An 18,721-nucleotide genomic window follows, 5' to 3' on the forward strand; every position below is an offset into this window, starting at 1 on the left:
GCTTTTTTTTGTGGGCGCAGCAAGGGCGCCGGCCATGCGTTGCAACATCAAGCCACGTCGAGGCAGGCCGAACATCGGCTATGCGTTGCTGGTCTGCGAAGCGTGCGCAGTGGCCAGCGTGACGATAGATCATGGCATCCGACCCAGGCTCGGCCTGTCGGCCATCCATCAGCAAGCGCGCAGCTCATGCAGATCGCAATGCGCCACGAAGCGCTGCAGATTGCCCGACAGACGTTTTTGCCGGTGCTGGATCCGGTAAAAGCGCCGCGTCAGCCGCGGCAAGGTGGTCTGCAGAATCACCAGCCGGCCCAGCGTCACCAGGTCCTGCACCGCGCACAGCGATAGGCAGGCCAGCCCCAGTCCTTCTGCCGCCGCCTGCTTGATCGCCTCGGTGCTGCCCGGCTGCAGATCGCTGTGCAGATGATGCAGGTGCGGCAGTAAGACCCGTTCTACCGCCTCGCGCGTGCCGGAGCCGGGCTCGCGAAGCAGCCAGTGCGCCTGTCGCAAGGCCTTCAACGGAACCCGTGCCCGCATGGCGGCCTGCGCCACTGCATGCGTCGGTGCCGCCACGATCACCAACTCGTCCTGTCGCCAAGGCACGACCTGGAGGTCTGCCTCATGGCACGGGCCTTCGATCAAGCCGATATCCACCTCCAACCGGCTCACCGCGGCGGCCACCTCGCGTGTGTTGCCGATGACCACGTCCACCGCCGCGCCCGGCCACGCGCTTCGATAGCTGGCAATCAGCGACGGCAACACATAGTTGCCGATGGTGGTGCTGGCCCCCACGCGAAGGCGCGTGAGCAACGGCGCAGCCGCGGCAGCGGCACTCCCAAGGCCGAACTGGCCTTCGATCTGCTGCACGCCATCGAGCACTGCCCTGGCCTGCGGCAGCAATGCACGGCCATTGTCGTTGAGCATTAAACGCTTGCCGATGCGGTCGAACAGCTGCGCGCCGAGCAGGCTCTCCAGTTCATTGAGCGCACCGCTGGTAGCCGACTGCGACAGCGCCACACGCTCTGCGGCCGCAGTAGTGCTGCCGGTATCGGCCACGGCCGTGAAGATCAGGAGCTGCCGCAGGGTCAGGCGCATGGAGCTATCGATTACCTGTTTTATCGCTAGGTTATAACGAAATTATCCGTTTGTTGGATAGTTCCGGGCAGTCCACAGTGCGCTCCTGCCTGCCGCGCGTTGCGATGAAACCACCATGTACAGCACACCTGCCCCACCCAACCTTTTGCAAGGCCATGCCGCTGGGGCCACCCGGCGCCTGCGCCAGTTGGTGCCCGGTCTTGCATTGACGGGCCTGCTGGCTGGCGCGTCGATGCAGCTGGGCAAGATCGGCGGGCTGCAGGCCAACGGCGTCAGCGCGCTGACCCTGGCCATCCTGCTCGGCATGCTGGCCGGCAACACGTTCTATCCGCGCCTGGCTGCGAACGCCGACCCGGGCGTGCGTTTTTCCAAGGCCACCCTGCTGCGGCTGGGCATCGTCCTGTACGGCCTGCGCCTGACCTTCCAGGACATCGGCAACGTCGGCTGGACTGGTGTTGCCATCGACGCGGCGGTGCTGTGCAGTACCTTCGGCCTTGCCTGTTTCGTTGGCATGCGCGTGTTCGGCCTGGACCGCACCACGGCGATGCTGATCGGTGCGGGTAGCTCGATCTGCGGTGCAGCCGCCGTGATGGCCGCCGAACCCGTCGTCCGCGGCCGCGCCGAACAGGTGATGGTCGCGGTGGCCACGGTGGTGGTGTTCGGCACGCTGGCGATGTTCCTGTACCCGGTGCTGTATCACCTGGTCGCGCACTCCCGCGGGTTCGCCCTGTCGCCGGCGGCATACGGCGTCTTTGCCGGTTCCACCATCCATGAAGTGGCACAGGTGGTCGCTGCGGGTCGCGCCATTGGCGAGCAGGCCGCAAATACCGCAGTGATCGCCAAGATGGTGCGGGTGATGCTGCTGGCGCCGTTTCTTATCGCCCTGTCGGCCTATCTTTCTCGAACCAGGGGACAGCACGCAGATCCCTCAAAGTGCGATGGCGGTACCGACCAGAACGCGCGCACGCAGCCCGGCAGCGTCGTGATGCCCTGGTTCGCGCTTGGGTTCATCGCGGTTGCTGGACTCAACTCGCTGGCGTTGCTGCCACCGACGCTGGTGCACCAGGCGATCGACATCGATACCGTCCTGCTGGCGATGGCCATGGCCGGCCTGGGATTGACGACGCACGTCTCGGCCATCCGCAAGGCCGGCATCAGGCCGCTGGCGCTTGCAGCCATTCTGTTTGCATGGCTGGTTTGCGGCGGCTTTGCCCTCAATGTGGGCATCACCGCAATGTTCCACTGACGTGGAATTCGTGATGGGTGCATCCCATCACGGCATGTGGATCTCACCCCCGCGGAATCAGCCAGCCGCTCGCCAACCTGCAGATTGATGCGCCGCAAAACGACAGGGGCGCAATCGCGTGCATCATCTTGCGACCCGCCCCGGGTCAGCCAGCCGTTGCTTCCGTTCCGGAGGACGTCGCCATGCCAACCACCGAGCTGTTCGACACCACGGCGATCCAAGCCGGCGCGCGCCTGCGCTATTGGAAAGACCTGGTAAGAACGGCCTTCGACAACATGGAGATCGAGCCGGCATCGCAACGCTTCTGCGCGCGCATGCAGAGGCGAGGCTTCGGTTCGATGCACCTGACCACCGTCGAGTCGACTCCCGTGGCGATCGATTCCAGGCGCAGCAGCAACTACAATGGCGTCTACCTGATGCGCAACGAGCATGGCAGCTGCGACGTCTATCAGCATGGCCGGCAGGCGCGTTTGCAAGCCGGCGAACTGGTCGTGTTGCGCGCGCGCGATCCGTATCGCATCGAATGCAGCCGCGATCACCGCACACGCGTGCTCTACCTGCCCGGCACCGATCTGGCCGATCAGTTGGCTGCGCAGAGCGCCACCGCTTATCGCGGCGAACAGTTCCAGTTGCTCGGCAATTTCATCGCGCATCTCGATCACCTCGGCGCCGGGCAGCACGTTTCGACGCTGCTGACCACCGCCTGTGCCCTATTGGCGCTGACCTGGCCTGCGGCTGCCGGCACGCATTCGGGAAGGAGCACCGCGCTCACCTGGCAGGCGCGCCTGCGCCAGCATGTGCATCAGCATCTCGCCGATCCGGGGCTTGGTGCGCAGAGCATCGCCCAGCATTTCGGCATCACGCCCCGCTATGTGCAACTGCTGTTCGCTGCCGCGCACACCTCCCTCGGTGCGTATGTGCTCGAACAGCGCCTGCAGTGGGTGGCCGAGCGCCTGCGCGATCCGGTCGCCGCGCCCATCGGCGAGATCGCGCTGGAGGCAGGCTTCAGCGACGTCTCGCATTTCTGCCGCTGCTTCCGCAAACGCTTCGGCAGCAGCGCACGTGCCTACCGCAACGGCGCAAACGCCGGTTAGCGTGCAGCGCTGGATGCCGATTTCGCTCCTGGTCAAGTTTGCTTCGTCGCTCGCCAAGCGCTGCCGCCGTCGCGCTCTCTAAGCTGCGCGTGCCCATGTCGGGTACGAACCACCAGCCGGAGGCGGCACCGCATGAATGCCTTGAGTCGCATCAGCAGCGATATCGATCTGTTTACCGACGACGCGTTGCACGACCCCTACCCGCTCTATGCCGAACTGCGCAATCTCGGGCCTGCCGCCTACCTGCGCACCTATGACCTCTACTACCTGGGCCGCTACGAGCAGGTGCGCAAGGCGCTGATGGATTGGCAGACATTTTCGTCCGCGCAGGGCGCCGGGCTCAATCCGGTCATCAACAAGCAGTGGGAACACGCGCTGATCTGCGTCGATCCGCCCATGCACGGTGGCACCCGCAAGCTGTTCACCGAACGTCTCGGTCCACGCCATCTGCAGCACGTCCAAGACACCATCCATCAACGCGCCGACGAACTGGCAAGAAGCCTGCAGCAGCGCGAGCAGTTCGATGGCGTACGCGACGTCGCCCACGACCTGCCGGTCAATGTCATTTTCGATCTGATCGGATGGCCGGAAGAAGCGCGCGGCGAACTGGCGGCGCTGGCCGCCGGCTGCTTCGACGCCTGTGGCCCGGACTCCTTACGCATGCGCGCGGCCCTGCCACGCCTTGAAGCGATGCGGGCATTCGTCGCCGACACCTACGACCGCGATCGGCTTACGCCCGGTGGCTTCGGTTCCACGGTCGCCGCCGCCGGCAAGCGCGGCGAGATCCCGCGCGAAGCGGCCATCGGCCTGATGGAGGGCTATGTGATCGCCGCCTTCGACACCACGATCAATGCCATCAGCAATGGGCTATGGCAGTTCGCGCAACATCCCGAGCAGTGGGAAAGGTTGCGCCAGGATCCGGGCAAAGCACCTGCCGCCTTCCAGGAGATCGTACGCATCGACAGCCCGCTGCAGCACCTCTCGCGCGTGACCACCCGCCAGGTCGATCTGGGCGAAGGTGTCGTGCTTCCCGCAGGCGCGCGGGTGATCGTGAGCTATGCCTCGGCCAATCGCGACGAACGCCATTATCCGGAACCGGACCGCTTCGATATCGAGCGCAACCCCGTCGATCACCTGGGATTTGGGCTGGCGACGCACAATTGCGCAGGCCAGGCGCTCGCCAAGCTGGAAGGGATGGCCACATTCGCAGCGTTGGCCCGCTACATCGACCACTTCACGCTGACCGGGCCGGTGCAACGCATTCCCAACAGCATCACCCGTGGGCTGTCGCATCTGCCCATGCGCGCGCACTAGGAAGCGACCATGCCCACCATCACCTACATCGAACCGAGCGGCGAGACCGTGGCGGTCGACCTCGCGCCGGGATGGACCCTGATGCAAGGGGCCATGCATCACGGCATCGATGGCATCGAAGCGCAGTGCGGCGGCTCCTGTGCGTGCGCCACCTGCCATTGCTACGTGGAGGCCGGCGGCCAGGACCTGCCACCGCTGGACATGGAGGCCGGCATGCTCGACAGCGTGGCGGCCGAACGGCGCAGCAACAGCCGGCTGGCGTGCCAGCTCGTACCGACATCGGACATGACCGTACGCTTTCCGGATCGGCAGACATGAGCCTGCGCACGGCAGGTGCGCGATGAGCGGCATGGTCATCGTCGGTGCGGGTCAGGCGGGCCTGCAGACCGCCGAATCCCTGCGCAGCGGCGGCTATACGGGCTCCATCGTGTTGCTGGGGGACGAGCCCTGCGCGCCCTATCACCGTCCACCGCTCTCCAAGGGGTTTCTGCTGGGCGAGGTGAGCGAGACCCAGCTGTACATTCGCGCACCCGAGGCCTTGAACCGCAAGGGCATTCAGTGGCACGCCAGCGCCCGGGTGATGCGCATCGAACACGCCACCCGCACGCTGCACCTGGATGACGGCAGCACCCTGGGCTACACGGGGCTGTGTCTTGCCACCGGCGCACGCGCCCGCCGGCTGGAGGTCCCAGGCGCCGGGCTCGGCCATGTCTGCATGTTGCGCAACATGGCCGACACTCGCGCGCTTGCCGCGATCCTGCCGCACACCTCGCAGGTGGTGGTGATCGGTGGCGGCTTCATCGGGCTGGAATTCGCCTCCATCGCCAGGCGGCTCGGCAAGCAGGTCGTTGTGCTGGAGGCGGCCGATCGGCTGATGGCGCGCGTCGTCAGCCCGCAACTGGCGGACTTCTTCCTTCGCCTGCATCGAGACAACGGCGCGACCATCGAACTGGGCAGCAACGTCCGCGCATTGAGCGGCAGTCGCGGCGTGGTGACTGCCGTCCACACCGCGGACGGGCGCGTGTTTCCGGCAGACCTGGTCGTCGTCGGGATCGGCGTCATCCCCAATGGCGAACTGGCCCAACAGGCCGGACTGGCTTGCGATCGCGGGGCATTGATCGTGGACGCGTGCGCACGCAGTAGCAGCCCCGGCATCGTCGGTGCCGGCGACTGCACGGTGCGGCAGCGGGCAGGCAGCGGTTTGCTGCGGCTGGAGTCGGTCCAGAATGCAATCGAACAAGCCAAATCCGCTGCCGCCTCACTGCTGGGCGAGCACCGCCCCTACCCTGCGTTGCCCTGGTTCTGGTCGGAGCAGTACGAGGTCAGGCTGCAAATGGCCGGCTTTGCCGCAGGCCACACGCAGGCGGTGGTGCGCGGCGACCTGGCGACCAGCACGTTCTCCCTCTTCTACTACGTCGATGGCGAACTCTGCGCCGTGGACTCGATCAATCGGCCACAGGATTATCTGGCGGCCCGCAAGCTGCTCGAACTGGGACGCTCGCCGACGCCGCAGCAAGCCGCCGACCCCAACTTCGCTTTGACCAGCCTCATCCCCGCCTAGCAATGCGGCTGGTCGATCCGGCTCGAGCCCGCGCGCCTGCGCTTCGGCGGTGCGGCTGCACGCGCGCCTTGCGTTCAAGACCGCACTGCAGCGGCTTGGCGCCCCCTGTCAATGCATGGGTCTGCATGCCTGCCCGCAGATGGCAACCGAGCAGCATTACGGGCTGTCTGGCCTGGTCGAGGGCTGCAGCAGAAGCCTGAGCAGAGGATTCGGGAAACGTCGCGACATGGTCACCGCATGGAAGGTCTCCACGATGTCCGGCAATTGATCGCCTTCCATCAACGCGCCAGCGGCAATCTCGTCCTTGACCACGATCGGCGGAAGAACCGCCAGGCCGATGTCCTCGCGGGCAAGCAGTCGCATCATCGCCATGTCCTCCACTTCCGCCACGATCTGCGGCCGCACGCCCAGCCGGTCGGCCAATGCGTCGAAGCCGATGCGCACGCTGCTATCCACCGTCGGCAGGATGATGGGGTGGCTGCGAAGGCGGTCGGCGAAGCTGGCCGCATGGCCCAGGCGATCCGGCGTCCCCACCAGGCTGACCGGGTACTCCGCGAGCCGGTGAGTGACGAAGGGGGACAGCGCGTCGCCGGCAGGTGCCCGATTCAGCAGCACCACGTCGAGATTGAGCGCCTCCAGTGCGCGCAGCAGTTCACCCGCGCTGCCCGAACGCAGGATGAGGTCGATGTCGGTGCGGCCCAGCAGCGGCCGCAGGAATTCCATCTGGAAGTTGCGCGACAGCGTGGCAAGCGAGCCGACCCGCAGCGCCTGCCGCGCCGCACCTGTCTGCCGCAGCGTGCCGAGCAGCTCATCGCCGGTGGCAAAAATCGCATCGGCATGGTCGAGCGCGATCTGCCCGGCCTCGGTCAGATGCAGTTGTCGCCCGCGGCGTTCGAACAGCGCATGGCCCAGGCGCTCTTCCAGCTTGCGGATTTGCACCGAAAGCGCCGACTGGGTGAGGTTGAGACGCTCGGCAGTACGGGTGAGGTTGCCGTCGTGCGCGACCGCCCAGAAGTAGCGCAGATGGTTGTAGTTCAAGGCGGCCATATCATTCGATAATAACGAACGAATCTGCAAGAACAATGAATTTTTATTCAACCCCACCGATCGCTATCGTGGCGCGGCCCGCCACCACGTTCGTTCTTAGGGGATTGCCTTGTCGCTCTATCTACTCCCACTGTTCGCACCACTCCTGTTGCTGACCGCCGCTGTCGTCGCCTTGGGGCGCGGCGGTCGGCCTCCACTGAAGATTCCCCTCCTCGCCGAAGGCGCCGCGCTCGGCGCGCTCTGCATCGCGATCGCATCGCTGGCGCTGGTGCTCTTGCGAGGCACCGGCGCCAGCCCGCTGATCGGATGGGGCGATATCGGCCTGTCCGCGCGGCTGGACGCGGTCAGCGTGACGATGCTCCTGCTGGTGGCCTTCGTTGGCTGGATCGTGGTGCGGTACGCGCGCACCTATCTCGACGGCGAGGCACGCCAGGGCTATTTCACCGGCTGGCTGTGCATGGCGCTGGCGGCAGTGCTGCTGCTGGTGCAGGCCGGCAACCTGGTCCAGGTCGTCATCGCCTGGATCGCCACCAGCATCGCGATGCATCGCCTGCTGCTGTTCTACCCCGAGCGCGTCGAGGCGCAGCGCGCCGCACGCAAGAAGCGCGTGTTCTCCACCACCGGCGGTATCGCCCTGACCTGCGGCGCGGTGCTGATCTGGAAAAGCATGGGCACGACCGATATCGCCGCGATCAATGCGCTGGCCGCGCGCGGGCAGCACTCCTGGGCGCTGGTCGCGGCGGCCGCCCTGATCGCACTCGCGGCGGTGCTGAAATCGGCGCAATTCCCGACCCACGGCTGGCTCACCGAGATGATGGAAGCGCCCACGCCGGTATCGGCCTTGCTGCACGCTGGCGTGGTCAACGGCGGCGGCTTTTTGCTGATCCGCTTTGCCGACCTGATGCTCGCCGCCCCCGGCGTGCTCGCCGTGCTGGCCATGCTGGGCGGGTTCACCGCCTTGTTCGGCGCGCTAGTGATGCTGACCCAGCCGGCGGTCAAGACCTCGCTGGCCTGGTCGACGGTCGCGCAGATGGGATTCATGATGCTCCAGTGCGGTCTGGCGCTGTTCCCGCTGGCCCTGCTGCACATCGTGGCGCACTCGCTCTACAAGGCGCACGCGTTCCTGGCCTCCGGCGGAGCGGTCGAGCAGGTGGCGGCCATCCGCCGGCCCGGGCCGGTCGCCGTTCCGAACGGGTCGGCGGTCGGCCGCGCATTTTTGATCGCACTGGCGATCTATATCGGCATCGGCACTGCCTTCGGGTTCACCTTCGGCTTCGAGCACAAGTCGCCACAGGCGCTGGCACTGGGCGCGATCCTGATCTTTGGTGTCGCCTACCTGCTGGCCCAGGGCCTTGCCGATGCCGCGCCACGCCCTCTCACCCGCAGGACGGCGATCTACGCCAGTGCCGCAGCGATCGGCTACTTCGCGCTGCAGACCGCTGCCGAATGGCTGACGGCCGGGGTGCTGCCGGGCACGCCCGCACCGGGGCGGCTGGAGTGGACGCTGATGACGCTTGCGGTACTGAGCTTCGGGCTGGTGGCGGTGGCGCAGGCGCTGTTTCCGCTCTGGGCCTCGCACCCCGCGGCCGCCGGGCTCCGCGTCCACCTCTCCAATGGGCTGTATGCCAACGCCACGATCGATCGCCTGCTCGGCGGCTGGTCCATTCGCAAGACCTCCTGAACCCCTTCACCCCAGGCCCCCACGCTGATGACCACCACGCCCACCGCCATGCCTGTGTCCCCGTCCCACGATGTGATCATCGCCGCCGCCCAACGTGCGGCACGCGCCATCCCGCCGCTGTGGCCGCTCGCCTCCAGCGTTGCGGTCAACCCCTTCCTCGGCCAGGGCAGCGAGCCGTTGGAAATGGCGGGGGCGCGACTGCGGCGCGCGTCCGGTATCGCGATCACCATGCCGCGGTCCTGGTATGCAGAGCGGCTACAGTCCGGCCAGATCGCCGAGCAGGATCTGCAAGCCGCCTTGCAGAACGCGCCGGCAGCCCTGCGGCCGCCGAACTTGCCCGCCCTGAAACAGGCGGTCCAAGCCGCACGCCCTGCCCCGCAGGCGCTCCCCACGGTCGCCGAGCTGGCCCGCGACGCGGATGCGGTCGACTGGCCCGGCATCGTCAACGAGCGCATCGGTCACTGGGCAGCCGGCTATTTCGACCACGGCCAGGCGCTGTGGGCGGTCGGCCAGTCCGGTGGCGCCTACAGCACCTGGCGGATCATCGCGACCCACGATCTGACTCCGGAAATCGCCGGCCTGGCAGGTTTCGCACGGTATGTGGCGGAGGCGCCAGCCAATGCCGAAGACGCCATCGTCGACTGCGTCGCTCGCCTGGGACTTTCGCAGGACGCACTGGACGGTTATTTCCACCGCTTGCTGACCACGTTGGGCGGCTGGGGCCAGCTCGCCCGGTATCGGCTCTGGCAGGCAGAGTTGAGCGGCGCAACCGATGCATGCGTCACCGACCTGCTCGCCATCCGCCTGCTCTGGGAAGCCGCGCTGCTGGGCAACGGCGCCTGCACGCTGGTGCCTGGCTGGCAGAGGGCCGTTGCCGCCTACGCCGAGCCGGTCGCTGCAACGTCGGACGATGTCATCGACAGCATCCTGCAGGAAGCGGCCGAACGTGCCGCGCAGCGCAAGCTCAACGCCGTGCTGGCCGCGCCATCGCCGGCCCAGGTCGCATCTGGGCGTGTGAAGCTGCAAATGGCGTTCTGCATCGATGTGCGCTCGGAAGTCTTCCGCCGCGCGCTGGAAAGCCTCGATTCGGGCATCCAGACCCTCGGGTTTGCAGGGTTTTTCGGCTTGGGCATCGGGCATCGCCGGTTTGCCTCGGACGTGGTCGAAGCGCGCCTGCCCGTATTGCTCACGCCAGGTGTGACCACCTGCGCGGGAGATGCAACGTCGTCGGCAGCCGCCTCCGACCTCAGCGCACGGATCGCGGCACGTGCCAAGCGCGCCTGGGGCCGCTTCAAGCTGGCGGCCATTTCCTCGTTCGCCTTCGTCGAGGCCACCGGCCCGATCTACGTTGCCAAGCTGCTGCGCGACGGGCTGGCGCTGGCCCGCCCGCATGCACCGGACGAGCCAGCGCCACGCCCTGCCGACGGGCTGGACCTGGAGACCCGGCTGACCATGGCCACGCGCATCCTCAAGGCGATGTCGTTCACCGGCGGCTTCGCCCGGCTGGTGGTACTCGCCGGCCATGGTGCGAAAGTGGTCAACAACCCTCATGCGAGCGCGCTGCACTGCGGCGCATGCGGCGGCTATTCGGGCGAAGTGAACGCGCGGTTGCTCGCCTCGCTGCTCAACGATAGCCAGGTGCGCGCCGGTCTTGCCGCACGCGGCATCGTCATTCCCGCCGACACGTTATTCCTGGCTGCACTTCACGACACCACGACCGATGCGGTCACCCTCTACACCGCCGATCACCCTTCGCCCGGGCATGCCGACGATCTCGCCCAAGCGAGGCAGTGGCTGGCCGCAGCCGGGGCGCTGGCGCGCGGGGAACGTGCCGTGCGCCTGCCCCGCGCGCATCGCAGCCAGGACATCGCACATCGTGCCCGCGACTGGGCCGAGATTCGCCCCGAATGGGCACTTGCCGGCTGCCAGGCCTTCATCGCCGCACCGCGCTCGCGCACTGCCGGGCGCGATCTGGCCGGACGCGCCTTCCTCCACGACTACGACTGGCGCTACGACGACGGCTTCGGCGTGCTGGAGTTGATCCTGACCGCACCGGTCGTCGTCGCCAGCTGGATCAGCCTGCAGTACTACGGGTCCACCGTCGCGCCCGAGAGTCTTGGCGCCGGCAACAAGCTGCTGCACAACGTCACCGGCGGCATCGGTGTGGTCGAGGGCAACGGCGGGATCCTGCGCACCGGGTTGCCGTGGCAATCGGTGCATGACGGCCAACGCCTGACCCACGAGCCGCTGCGGCTCTCCGTGCTGATCGAAGCACCGCCCGAAGCGATCGCCACCATCCTCGAACGCCACCCGCAGGTCCGCGCCCTGTTCGACAATCGCTGGCTGCACCTGTTCGCGCTGGACGACGAAGGCCGCATGGCGCAGCGCTATGCAGGCGACCTGCGTTGGGAGCAGAACGCCAGCGGCGCACGCAGCTGCGATCACTCCGTGCCGATGCTTGCATGACACACACTCGCCTACCCCGCCACCGGACCGGAGGCGGGAGGGCAGGAAGTGGATTTTCTCCAAGCCAACGAAAACCCCGCCGGATCGGATCAACACCTTGGAATGATGGGTTGTCCGCCGGCAATGGCCGAAAGCAGCTGAGTTCGTTCAACCCCATCCTCGGCAGAGCTCCGAATCCACATCCTTGAAGAAGTGGCCGTGATGGGCATAGGCCTCTGCCGTCAGCAGCACAGGTCTTGCATTCGTGGGAGATACAGCGAGCCGGCCGGGCAGCGACAGGCTAACGTCAGTGTCTCGTACCACGGCAGCTTTCAATATTCGCTTGGCAGACGGCACGCGTGAGATTGTTGCGGGTGCACTCACCAGCATCTCCGTCTACCGACAGGATGGGAACGCCGTGTCCGGCGCCCCTGCGCATCCCTGCGTGGTCAGCAGGCTGCCGAAGCGGAGCAGCGAGAAGGCGTCGAACAGGGTCCATGCCTGGCCGGTGGATGATGAAATGCGTCGCTTCGATAATGGATTGGAGAGGGCTGCCGCTCGATAATGTGATCTCCCCGTGTCCTGCGATCCTCTTCCCTACGGCAGCGAGGACCTCTCATGCACTACGCCCAGTTTGGTCGCACCGGTCTTTTCGTGTCGAAGTTCTGCCTCGGCGGCATGACCTTCGGTGGTGCCACGACGCCTGCGGGTGCAGCCATTGGGCGCCTGTCGCAGCAGGAGACGAACGCCATCGTCGACCAGGCCCTCAATGCCGGCATCAACTTCATCGATACAGCGGACGTCTACGGCGGCGGCGATTGATGCGGTGCGCCTCCCTTCAGGCCTACTACTCCATCGCGGGGCGGGACATCGAACATGAGCTGGTGCCTGCGGTCATGGATGCACAGATCGGCCTGCTATGTTGGAGTCCGCTGGCCGGCGGACTGCTCTCCGGCAAGTTCGATCGCCATGGTCACACAGACAACACCGCGCGCCGCGCGTCGATCGCCTTTCCGCCGGTTGACGAAACACGGGTGCACGACATCATCGACACCTTGAAGACCGTGGCCGCGCGGCATGACGCGACCGCTGCCCAGATCGCGCTCGCATGGCTGCTCTCTCGTCCGGCGGTCACCAGCGTCATCGTCGGCATCAAACGCCCCGAGCAACTGACCGAGAACCTCGGAGCGCTGGAACTGACGCTTTCGAGCGAGGACCTGGCCGAACTCGACCAAGTCAGCCGACCCGCTGCCGCATACCCGGGTTGGATCCAACGCTATAACGCCAGAAGCCGGGTTCCAGCCGGTCATGCATTCGAGGGACCGAGTTGGAGCCTTGGCGAGCGTCCGCTCTAGCCCGACCTGCCTGCGTCTGGAGCGGACGTGGTCCGGGCCTAGACGGCGAGAACGCCACGGAGCAGTGAGAAGGATGGCAAGTCCGGGATGCAGCTCCAACACGGAGAGGTCGGCGCACCATCCACAAGTTCCAGGACTAGACGTACGTGATGCCGAAGCGGGCTACGCAAGCCGTCCGGCCGTGTAGTCACGTGCCAGCGCGATGAAGGCCTGGAAGGCCGCAGAAGAATTGCGCCGGTTGTAGTAATACAGGCACAGCGGCGCGAGCGGCGGCGTCCAGTCTTCGAGGATGCGCACGAGCCGCCCTGCGGCGATGTCTTCGCGGATATCGGCCTCCATGAAATAGCCGATCCCCACCCCATTGGCCACCGCGATCCGCGCCAGCGATGCCTCGTCGAGCGTGATCGGTCCCTGGACCTCCAGCTGCAGCTCTTCACCGCCCTTCTCGAACCGCCACCGGAGCAATGTGCCATCAGGAAGCCGCCCGCGAACGCAGGGGTAAACGAGCAGATCCTGCGGCACTTTCGGGATAGCCCGGTTTTCGAAGAAGGCGGGAGAGGCAGCCACCGCCATGCGCCGCCTCTGCCCCAGCGGTATGGCGATCGCGTCGCTGGGCACCAGATCGGCACTGCGCACGGCCAGATCGAAGCCCGCCGCCACTACGTCAACCAGTCGCCCCTCGGTGACGATGTCGATATGCACCAGCGGATAGCGCTGCAGGTAGCTCAGCACCAGCGGCGCCATGATCTCGCGCGCCGCGGTGGCGAACGCATTGATGCGCAAGGTGCCGGATGGCGTCTCCTGATGGGAGCGCACCGCGTTCAGCGCATTCTGGATGCCCTCGAAGGCAGGCTTGATGCGGTCGACGAACATCCGCCCCGCATCGGTAAGCGAGACGCTGCGCGTGGTGCGGTTGAACAACCGCACGGCAAGGTCTCGCTCGAGCTTGCCTACCGCGCTGCTGATAGCCGTGGTCGACATGTCCAGTTCCAGTGCCGCCGCACGAAACGAGCCGCAGCGCACGATGGCGAGAACCGCTTCAAGCTCGATCAGCGAATGACGCGTCATTATCCCGCTTTCCGTGATACTCCATGCGCCTTTATCTGGCTTATCAGGCGAAAAGTCCACCGCTAAATTGACGCCATCACCGCCGAGGAGATGACCATGTCAATCAAGCTACCCAACCCGATCGCCGACTACATCGAGGCAAACATCCGTCTCGATCTCGACGGCATGATGAAACACTTCCACGAGGACGCCGTTTTCATCGACAACGGCAAGCAATACGTGGGGCAGGCCAGAATCCGCCAACTGCTCGAGGAAGAAGGGATCGCGGTGAAGGCGATCTTCGAGCCCGATACCGTGCGTGAAGAGGACGGCGTCGTGGTCCTCGAAGGCCCCACCCATGGCGACTTCCCCGGCAGCCCGCTGCGCTTCACCTATCGTTTCACGATGGTCAACGATGCCATCAAGACCCTGGAGACAAGGGTATGGGCATGAAGGCAGATCCGACCGAATTCGCCGGCAAGCGCGTGCTCGTCAGCGGTGGCACCAAGGGGCTGGGCCGTGCCACGGTCGAGCGCTTCCTCGCTGGCGGCGCCCGTGTCATCACCGCGGCTCGCACGATCAACACCCCTATCGAAGGCGTCGAATACGTGCAGGCCGACCTGACGACCGCGGAAGGCGGCCAGGCGTTTGCCACGGCGGCGCTTGAGCGGCTGGGCGGCGTCGACATCCTGGCCCATGTCGTCGGTGGCTCCTCTTCGCCAGCCGGAGGTTTCGCCGCGCTGACGGACGAGCACTGGCTTGCCGAACTGAACCTCAACCTGCTGGCGACCGTGCGACTCGATCGGCTGTTGATTCCGCAGATGCTGGAGCGTGGCAGCGGCGTTGTGGTGCACATCACCTCGATTCAGTCGGTTCTGCCGTTGCCCGAGTCGACGACAGGCTATGCCGCCGCCAAGGCCGCGCTGCGGACCTACAGCAAGTCGATTTCCAAAGAGCTCGGCCCCAAGGGCGTGCGGGTCAATGCCGTCTCACCGGGCTGGATCATGACCGAGGCCACGCAGGACTTTCTGGAAACGCTCAGCAAATCTGGCGGCACGATCGAGCAAGCGCGTCAGTCTGTGCTCGATGCCCTGGGCGGTATCCCGATCGGGCGCGCAGCCGAACCTGAAGAGGTGGCTGATCTTATCGCCTACCTCGCTGCCGATCGTGCGGCGGCGATCCACGGCGCCGAGTTCGTCATCGATGGCGGCACGATCAGGACGGTGTAGGCATGGCTTTGCGGTATTCCCGCAAGCGCGCCGCTCACCTCCCCTTGCCGGTGGATGAAGTGGTTGCCCAATGCCAGCCCGCGGATTGATTGAAGAGAGGCCAACACCATGCCTGAGAACCCATCTTGCGAACGCTGCAGCTGGGCCCAGAACGACCCGCTGATGCGCGACTACCACGATGCCGAATGGGGCGTGCCCCAGCGCGACCCAAGGATGCTCTGGGAGATGCTCATGCTGGAAGGGTTCCAGGCAGGTCTGGCCTGGATCACCATCCTGCGCAAGCGCGAAGCCTTTCGCGCTGCCTTCGCGGGTTTCGATCCGGTCAAGGTCGCCGCTTTCGACGAGCAGGATATCGAGCGGCTGATGGCGAACCCCGGCATCGTGCGTGCGCGGGCCAAGATCGAAGCCACCATCAAGGGCGCGCGAATCTACTGCGACATGCAGGATCGCGGCGAAGACTTCTCGGCCTTCTGCTGGTCCTTCACGGCTGGCGTTCCCATCCTGGGTGACGGTGTAAGCCTGGTGGCCAGTACGCCACTGTCCGAGAACATCTCCAGGGAACTGAAGCGACGCGGCTTCAAGTTCGTCGGACCGACCATCATCCACGCCTGGATGCAGGCGGTCGGCATCGTCAACGACCATTCGCTTGGCTGCTTCCGACGCCATCTCGAGCACCAAGGAACCCGCTAGGGCGCAGGGCTCATCAGCTGGACCCATGGAAGCCAGATTTCAACTGCGGTACCGCAGGGCAAACCTTGCGCCAGCGCTCACTTCGACTTCACGTGCGCGCCGCACAAAACGTCCAACCGACTGAAGGAGAACGACCATGTTTGCCGTCTACGCCAAAGAAGCCAACGTCGACGACCCGCTTGCCTCCGTCGTCGTCGGAGAGCGCCCCGAGCCCATCGTGCAAGAGGGCTGGGTACGCGTGAAGGTGACCCATGCCAGCCTTAACCGGCACGACATTTTCACCCTGCGCGGCATGACCTCCCAGGAGCAGCCGATCCCCTTCCCGATGATCCTGGGCAACGATGCCGCAGGCGTGCTCGAAGACGGCACGCCCGTCGTGCTCTATCCGGTACTGGGCAGCGACGACTGGAAAGGCGACGAGACCCTCGACCCGCACTGGCACGTTATCAGCGAACTCGTGCCCGGGACGATGGCCGATTATGTCGCCGTCCCGAAACGCAACGCGGTCCCTATTCCTGACGGTTTGTCACCGCTTCACGCCTCGCTGCTCGGCACCGCGTGGCTCACGGCCTATCGCTCGCTCTTTACCAAATCACGGTTGATTCCGGGGCAGACGCTTCTCGTACAGGGCGCTTCGGGCGGTATGTCGACGGCGCTCATACAGATGGGCCGTGCTGCCGGCTTCGAAGTGTGGGTCACCACCCGCAATGATGAAGGGGCCGCCATTGCCGAACGCCTTGGCGCCAACCGGGTATTGCGACATGGCGAGCCCTTGCCACGCCGCGTTGACGCAGTCGTCGACAACATCGGCGCGGCGACATGGGCAGATAGCCTGAAGGCGGTCAAGCGCGGTGGCGTCCTGGTGATCAACGGCATCACCACCGGGAACATCGCCGAAACCGACGTGCTGCGCATCTTCGTCGAACAGATCGACATCCGCGGCACCATCATGGGCACGCTTGAGGAAATGAAGGCCATGATGCAATTCGTCATCCGCAACAACATCGCCCCCGAAGTCGGAGCGGTGGTGCCGATGACCGAAGCCCGCGACGCGATCCGCAACATGATCGACGGTCGCACCCGGGGCAAGACCGTGTTCACGAGATAATTGGTAGAGCAGCGTAAAGCACAGAAGCAAAAGCCCGCCCAACGGAGCTTTCGCTGGCTAAAACACTACCCGAACTTGCCAGACCCAAAAACCCAAAGCCCGCAGTTACGCGGGTCTCAGGACATTTTGCTAGACCGTGCCGGGCAGTGCCGCACGCGGGATCACTCCCACTCGATCGTCGCCGGCGGCTTGCCGGAGATGTCGTAGACCACGCGCGACACACCACGCAGTTCGTTGATGATGCGGTTGCTAACGGTGCCGAGGAAGTCGTACGGCAGGTGCGCCCAATGCGCGGTCATGAAGTCGATGGTCTCCACCGCGCGCAGCGCGATCACCCATTCGTAGGCGCGGGCGTCGCCGACCACGCCGACCGACTTCACCGGCAGGAACACGGCGAAGGCCTGGCTGGTCTTGTCGTACAGGTCGGCCTTGCGCAGTTCGTCGATGAAGATCGCGTCGGCCTTGGCCAGCAGCTCGGCGTACTCGCGCTTCACCTCGCCGAGGATGCGCACGCCCAGGCCGGGGCCCGGGAACGGATGGCGGTAGACCATGGTGCGCGGCAGACCGAGTTCCACGCCAAGGCGACGCACCTCGTCCTTGAACAATTCGCGCAACGGCTCGACCAGGCCCAGCTTCATGTGCTCGGGCAAGCCACCGACGTTATGGTGGCTCTTGATCACGTGCGCCTTGCCGGTCTTGCTGCCGGCCGACTCGATCACGTCCGGATAGATCGTGCCCTGCGCCAGCCACTTGGCATTGGCCAGCTTGTTGGATTCTTCGTCGAAGATCTCCACGAACAGGTTGCCGATGATCTTGCGCTTGGCTTCCGGGTCGCTGACGCCTTCCAGCTTGGCGAAATAACGGTCGGCGGCGTTGACGCGAATCACCTTGACGCCCATGTGCTCGGCGAACATCGCCATCACCTGGTCGCCTTCCTGCCAACGCAGCAAGCCGGTATCGACGAACACGCAGGTCAGCTTGTCGCCGATCGCCTTGTGCAGCAGCGCGGCCACTACCGACGAATCGACGCCGCCGGACAACCCAAGAATCACTTCATCGTCGCCCACCTGTTCGCGCACGCGCGCGATCTGGTCCTCGATGATGTTGGCCGCGGTCCACAGCGTCTGGCAGCCGCAGACATCCACCACGAAGCGGCGCAGCAAGGTCTGGCCCTGCAAGGTATGCGTCACCTCAGGATGGAACTGCACGCCGTACCAACGCTTGGCTTCGTTGGACATGGCCGCCACCGGAATGCGGTCGGTCGTGGCGGTGATGGTGAAGCCCGGTGGCACCTGCGACACGTGGTCGCCGTGGCTCATCCATACATTCAGGCGCGAGGCGCCGGCGTGGTCGGTGAGGCCGGAGAACAAGGCATCTGCCGCCACCACGTCCACTTCGGCATGGCCGAATTCGCGTTGATCCGCTGCCTCGGTCGCACCACCCAATTGCGCGGCGAGGGTCTGCATGCCGTAGCAGATACCGAACACCGGCAGGCCGCTATCGAACACTTCCTGCGGCGCCACCGGTGCGCCCGGCAACGTGGTCGACTCCGGGCCGCCGGACAGGATGATGCCCTTGGCACCGAAACCGGCAATCTCCGACGGATCGTGATCCCACGCCCAGATCTCGCAGTAGACCCCGATCTCGCGAATACGCCGCGCAATCAGCTGGGTGTACTGCGCACCGAAATCGAGGATGAGGATCTTGTCGGTATGGATGTTGGTCATTGAGAGCCGGGAATCGAGAATCGGGATGAGGGAATCGCAACAGCAAACGCAGCGCCGACCGCTATCGGATGAGGAGGCGGCGGGC

Annotated in this window: 17 protein-coding genes; 13 read left to right on the plus strand and 4 right to left on the minus strand. The window is 65.6% G+C overall.

From position 1 onward, the window contains the following. Positions 1–168 precede the first annotated feature (168 nt). A complete protein-coding gene (locus ACCQ16_RS11390; RefSeq protein ID WP_372379958.1) occupies positions 169–1,092 on the minus strand; it encodes a LysR family transcriptional regulator in 924 nt (307 codons plus the stop codon). A 115-nt stretch (positions 1,093–1,207) separates the two neighbouring features. On the opposite strand from ACCQ16_RS11390, the gene ACCQ16_RS11395 reads away from it, so the two are divergent. The 5 genes from ACCQ16_RS11395 to ACCQ16_RS11415 all read left to right on the plus strand — a co-directional run bounded on the left by ACCQ16_RS11395 (position 1,208) and on the right by ACCQ16_RS11415 (position 6,307). Next, positions 1,208–2,338, plus strand: a complete 1,131-nt coding sequence (locus tag ACCQ16_RS11395) for a YeiH family protein (protein ID WP_031422916.1) — start codon at positions 1,208–1,210, stop codon at positions 2,336–2,338. 182 nt (positions 2,339–2,520) lie between these two features. Continuing rightward, positions 2,521–3,432 carry a helix-turn-helix domain-containing protein gene (locus ACCQ16_RS11400; protein WP_372379959.1) on the plus strand — a complete coding sequence of 304 codons (912 nt, stop codon included), beginning with the start codon at positions 2,521–2,523 and terminating at the stop codon, positions 3,430–3,432. A gap of 132 nt (positions 3,433–3,564) precedes the next feature. Further along, a complete protein-coding gene (locus ACCQ16_RS11405; protein WP_011347403.1) occupies positions 3,565–4,746 on the plus strand; it encodes a cytochrome P450 in 1,182 nt (393 codons plus the stop codon). Between the two features lie 9 nt (positions 4,747–4,755). Further along, positions 4,756–5,064, plus strand: a complete 309-nt coding sequence (locus ACCQ16_RS11410) for a 2Fe-2S iron-sulfur cluster-binding protein (RefSeq protein ID WP_277572735.1) — start codon at positions 4,756–4,758, stop codon at positions 5,062–5,064. A 22-nt stretch (positions 5,065–5,086) separates the two neighbouring features. Further along, the gene (locus tag ACCQ16_RS11415; protein WP_277572734.1) at positions 5,087–6,307 is read left to right on the plus strand and encodes an NAD(P)/FAD-dependent oxidoreductase; all 1,221 of its coding nucleotides are present in this window, start codon (positions 5,087–5,089) and stop codon (positions 6,305–6,307) included. A gap of 156 nt (positions 6,308–6,463) precedes the next feature. Here the strand turns inward: ACCQ16_RS11415 and ACCQ16_RS11420 are convergent, their stop codons facing one another. After that, positions 6,464–7,354, minus strand: coding sequence for a LysR family transcriptional regulator (locus tag ACCQ16_RS11420; RefSeq protein ID WP_057682188.1), 891 nt, complete (start codon positions 7,352–7,354; stop codon positions 6,464–6,466). 109 nt (positions 7,355–7,463) lie between these two features. On the opposite strand from ACCQ16_RS11420, the gene ACCQ16_RS11425 reads away from it, so the two are divergent. The 4 genes from ACCQ16_RS11425 to ACCQ16_RS11440 all read left to right on the plus strand — a co-directional run bounded on the left by ACCQ16_RS11425 (position 7,464) and on the right by ACCQ16_RS11440 (position 12,835). Next, positions 7,464–9,035 (plus strand): proton-conducting transporter transmembrane domain-containing protein, encoded by a 1,572-nt coding sequence (locus ACCQ16_RS11425; RefSeq protein ID WP_218499749.1) that lies wholly within the window; start codon positions 7,464–7,466, stop codon positions 9,033–9,035. Positions 9,036–9,062: 27 nt separating this feature from the next. Continuing rightward, on the plus strand, positions 9,063–11,501 hold the full coding sequence (locus tag ACCQ16_RS11430) for a YbcC family protein (protein WP_506175196.1): 2,439 nt from the start codon (positions 9,063–9,065) through the stop codon (positions 11,499–11,501). 597 nt (positions 11,502–12,098) lie between these two features. After that, positions 12,099–12,302 carry an aldo/keto reductase gene (locus tag ACCQ16_RS11435; RefSeq protein WP_228737344.1) on the plus strand — a complete coding sequence of 68 codons (204 nt, stop codon included), beginning with the start codon at positions 12,099–12,101 and terminating at the stop codon, positions 12,300–12,302. Continuing rightward, the gene (locus ACCQ16_RS11440; RefSeq protein ID WP_277572732.1) at positions 12,302–12,835 is read left to right on the plus strand and encodes an aldo/keto reductase; all 534 of its coding nucleotides are present in this window, start codon (positions 12,302–12,304) and stop codon (positions 12,833–12,835) included. The genes ACCQ16_RS11435 and ACCQ16_RS11440 overlap by 1 nt, the downstream gene beginning before the upstream one ends. A gap of 162 nt (positions 12,836–12,997) precedes the next feature. Here the strand turns inward: ACCQ16_RS11440 and ACCQ16_RS11445 are convergent, their stop codons facing one another. Next, positions 12,998–13,903, minus strand: coding sequence for a LysR family transcriptional regulator (locus tag ACCQ16_RS11445; RefSeq protein ID WP_029819539.1), 906 nt, complete (start codon positions 13,901–13,903; stop codon positions 12,998–13,000). A 96-nt stretch (positions 13,904–13,999) separates the two neighbouring features. Between ACCQ16_RS11445 and ACCQ16_RS11450 the strand changes: the two genes are divergently transcribed. The 4 genes from ACCQ16_RS11450 (at position 14,000) to ACCQ16_RS11465 (ending at position 16,909) form a co-directional block, all read left to right on the plus strand. Further along, complete coding sequence (locus tag ACCQ16_RS11450; protein ID WP_011347397.1) at positions 14,000–14,335, plus strand: nuclear transport factor 2 family protein; 336 nt, start codon at positions 14,000–14,002, stop codon at positions 14,333–14,335. Then, complete coding sequence (locus ACCQ16_RS11455) at positions 14,326–15,111, plus strand: SDR family oxidoreductase (RefSeq protein ID WP_065627473.1); 786 nt, start codon at positions 14,326–14,328, stop codon at positions 15,109–15,111. The genes ACCQ16_RS11450 and ACCQ16_RS11455 overlap by 10 nt, the downstream gene beginning before the upstream one ends. Before the next feature lie 108 nt (positions 15,112–15,219). After that, positions 15,220–15,801: a DNA-3-methyladenine glycosylase I gene (locus ACCQ16_RS11460; protein ID WP_011347395.1), complete on the plus strand. Its 582-nt coding sequence runs from the start codon at positions 15,220–15,222 to the stop codon at positions 15,799–15,801. 136 nt (positions 15,802–15,937) lie between these two features. Next, positions 15,938–16,909 (plus strand): zinc-binding dehydrogenase, encoded by a 972-nt coding sequence (locus ACCQ16_RS11465; RefSeq protein WP_277572731.1) that lies wholly within the window; start codon positions 15,938–15,940, stop codon positions 16,907–16,909. A gap of 161 nt (positions 16,910–17,070) precedes the next feature. Here ACCQ16_RS11465 and guaA read toward each other — a convergent pair whose 3' ends face one another. Continuing rightward, complete coding sequence (gene guaA, locus ACCQ16_RS11470; protein WP_014090311.1) at positions 17,071–18,636, minus strand: glutamine-hydrolyzing GMP synthase; 1,566 nt, start codon at positions 18,634–18,636, stop codon at positions 17,071–17,073. Positions 18,637–18,721: the final 85 nt, after the last annotated feature.

The organism is Xanthomonas sp. NCPPB 1062 (assembly GCF_041481705.2).
Taxonomy (GTDB): Bacteria; Pseudomonadota; Gammaproteobacteria; order Xanthomonadales; family Xanthomonadaceae; genus Xanthomonas; species Xanthomonas euvesicatoria.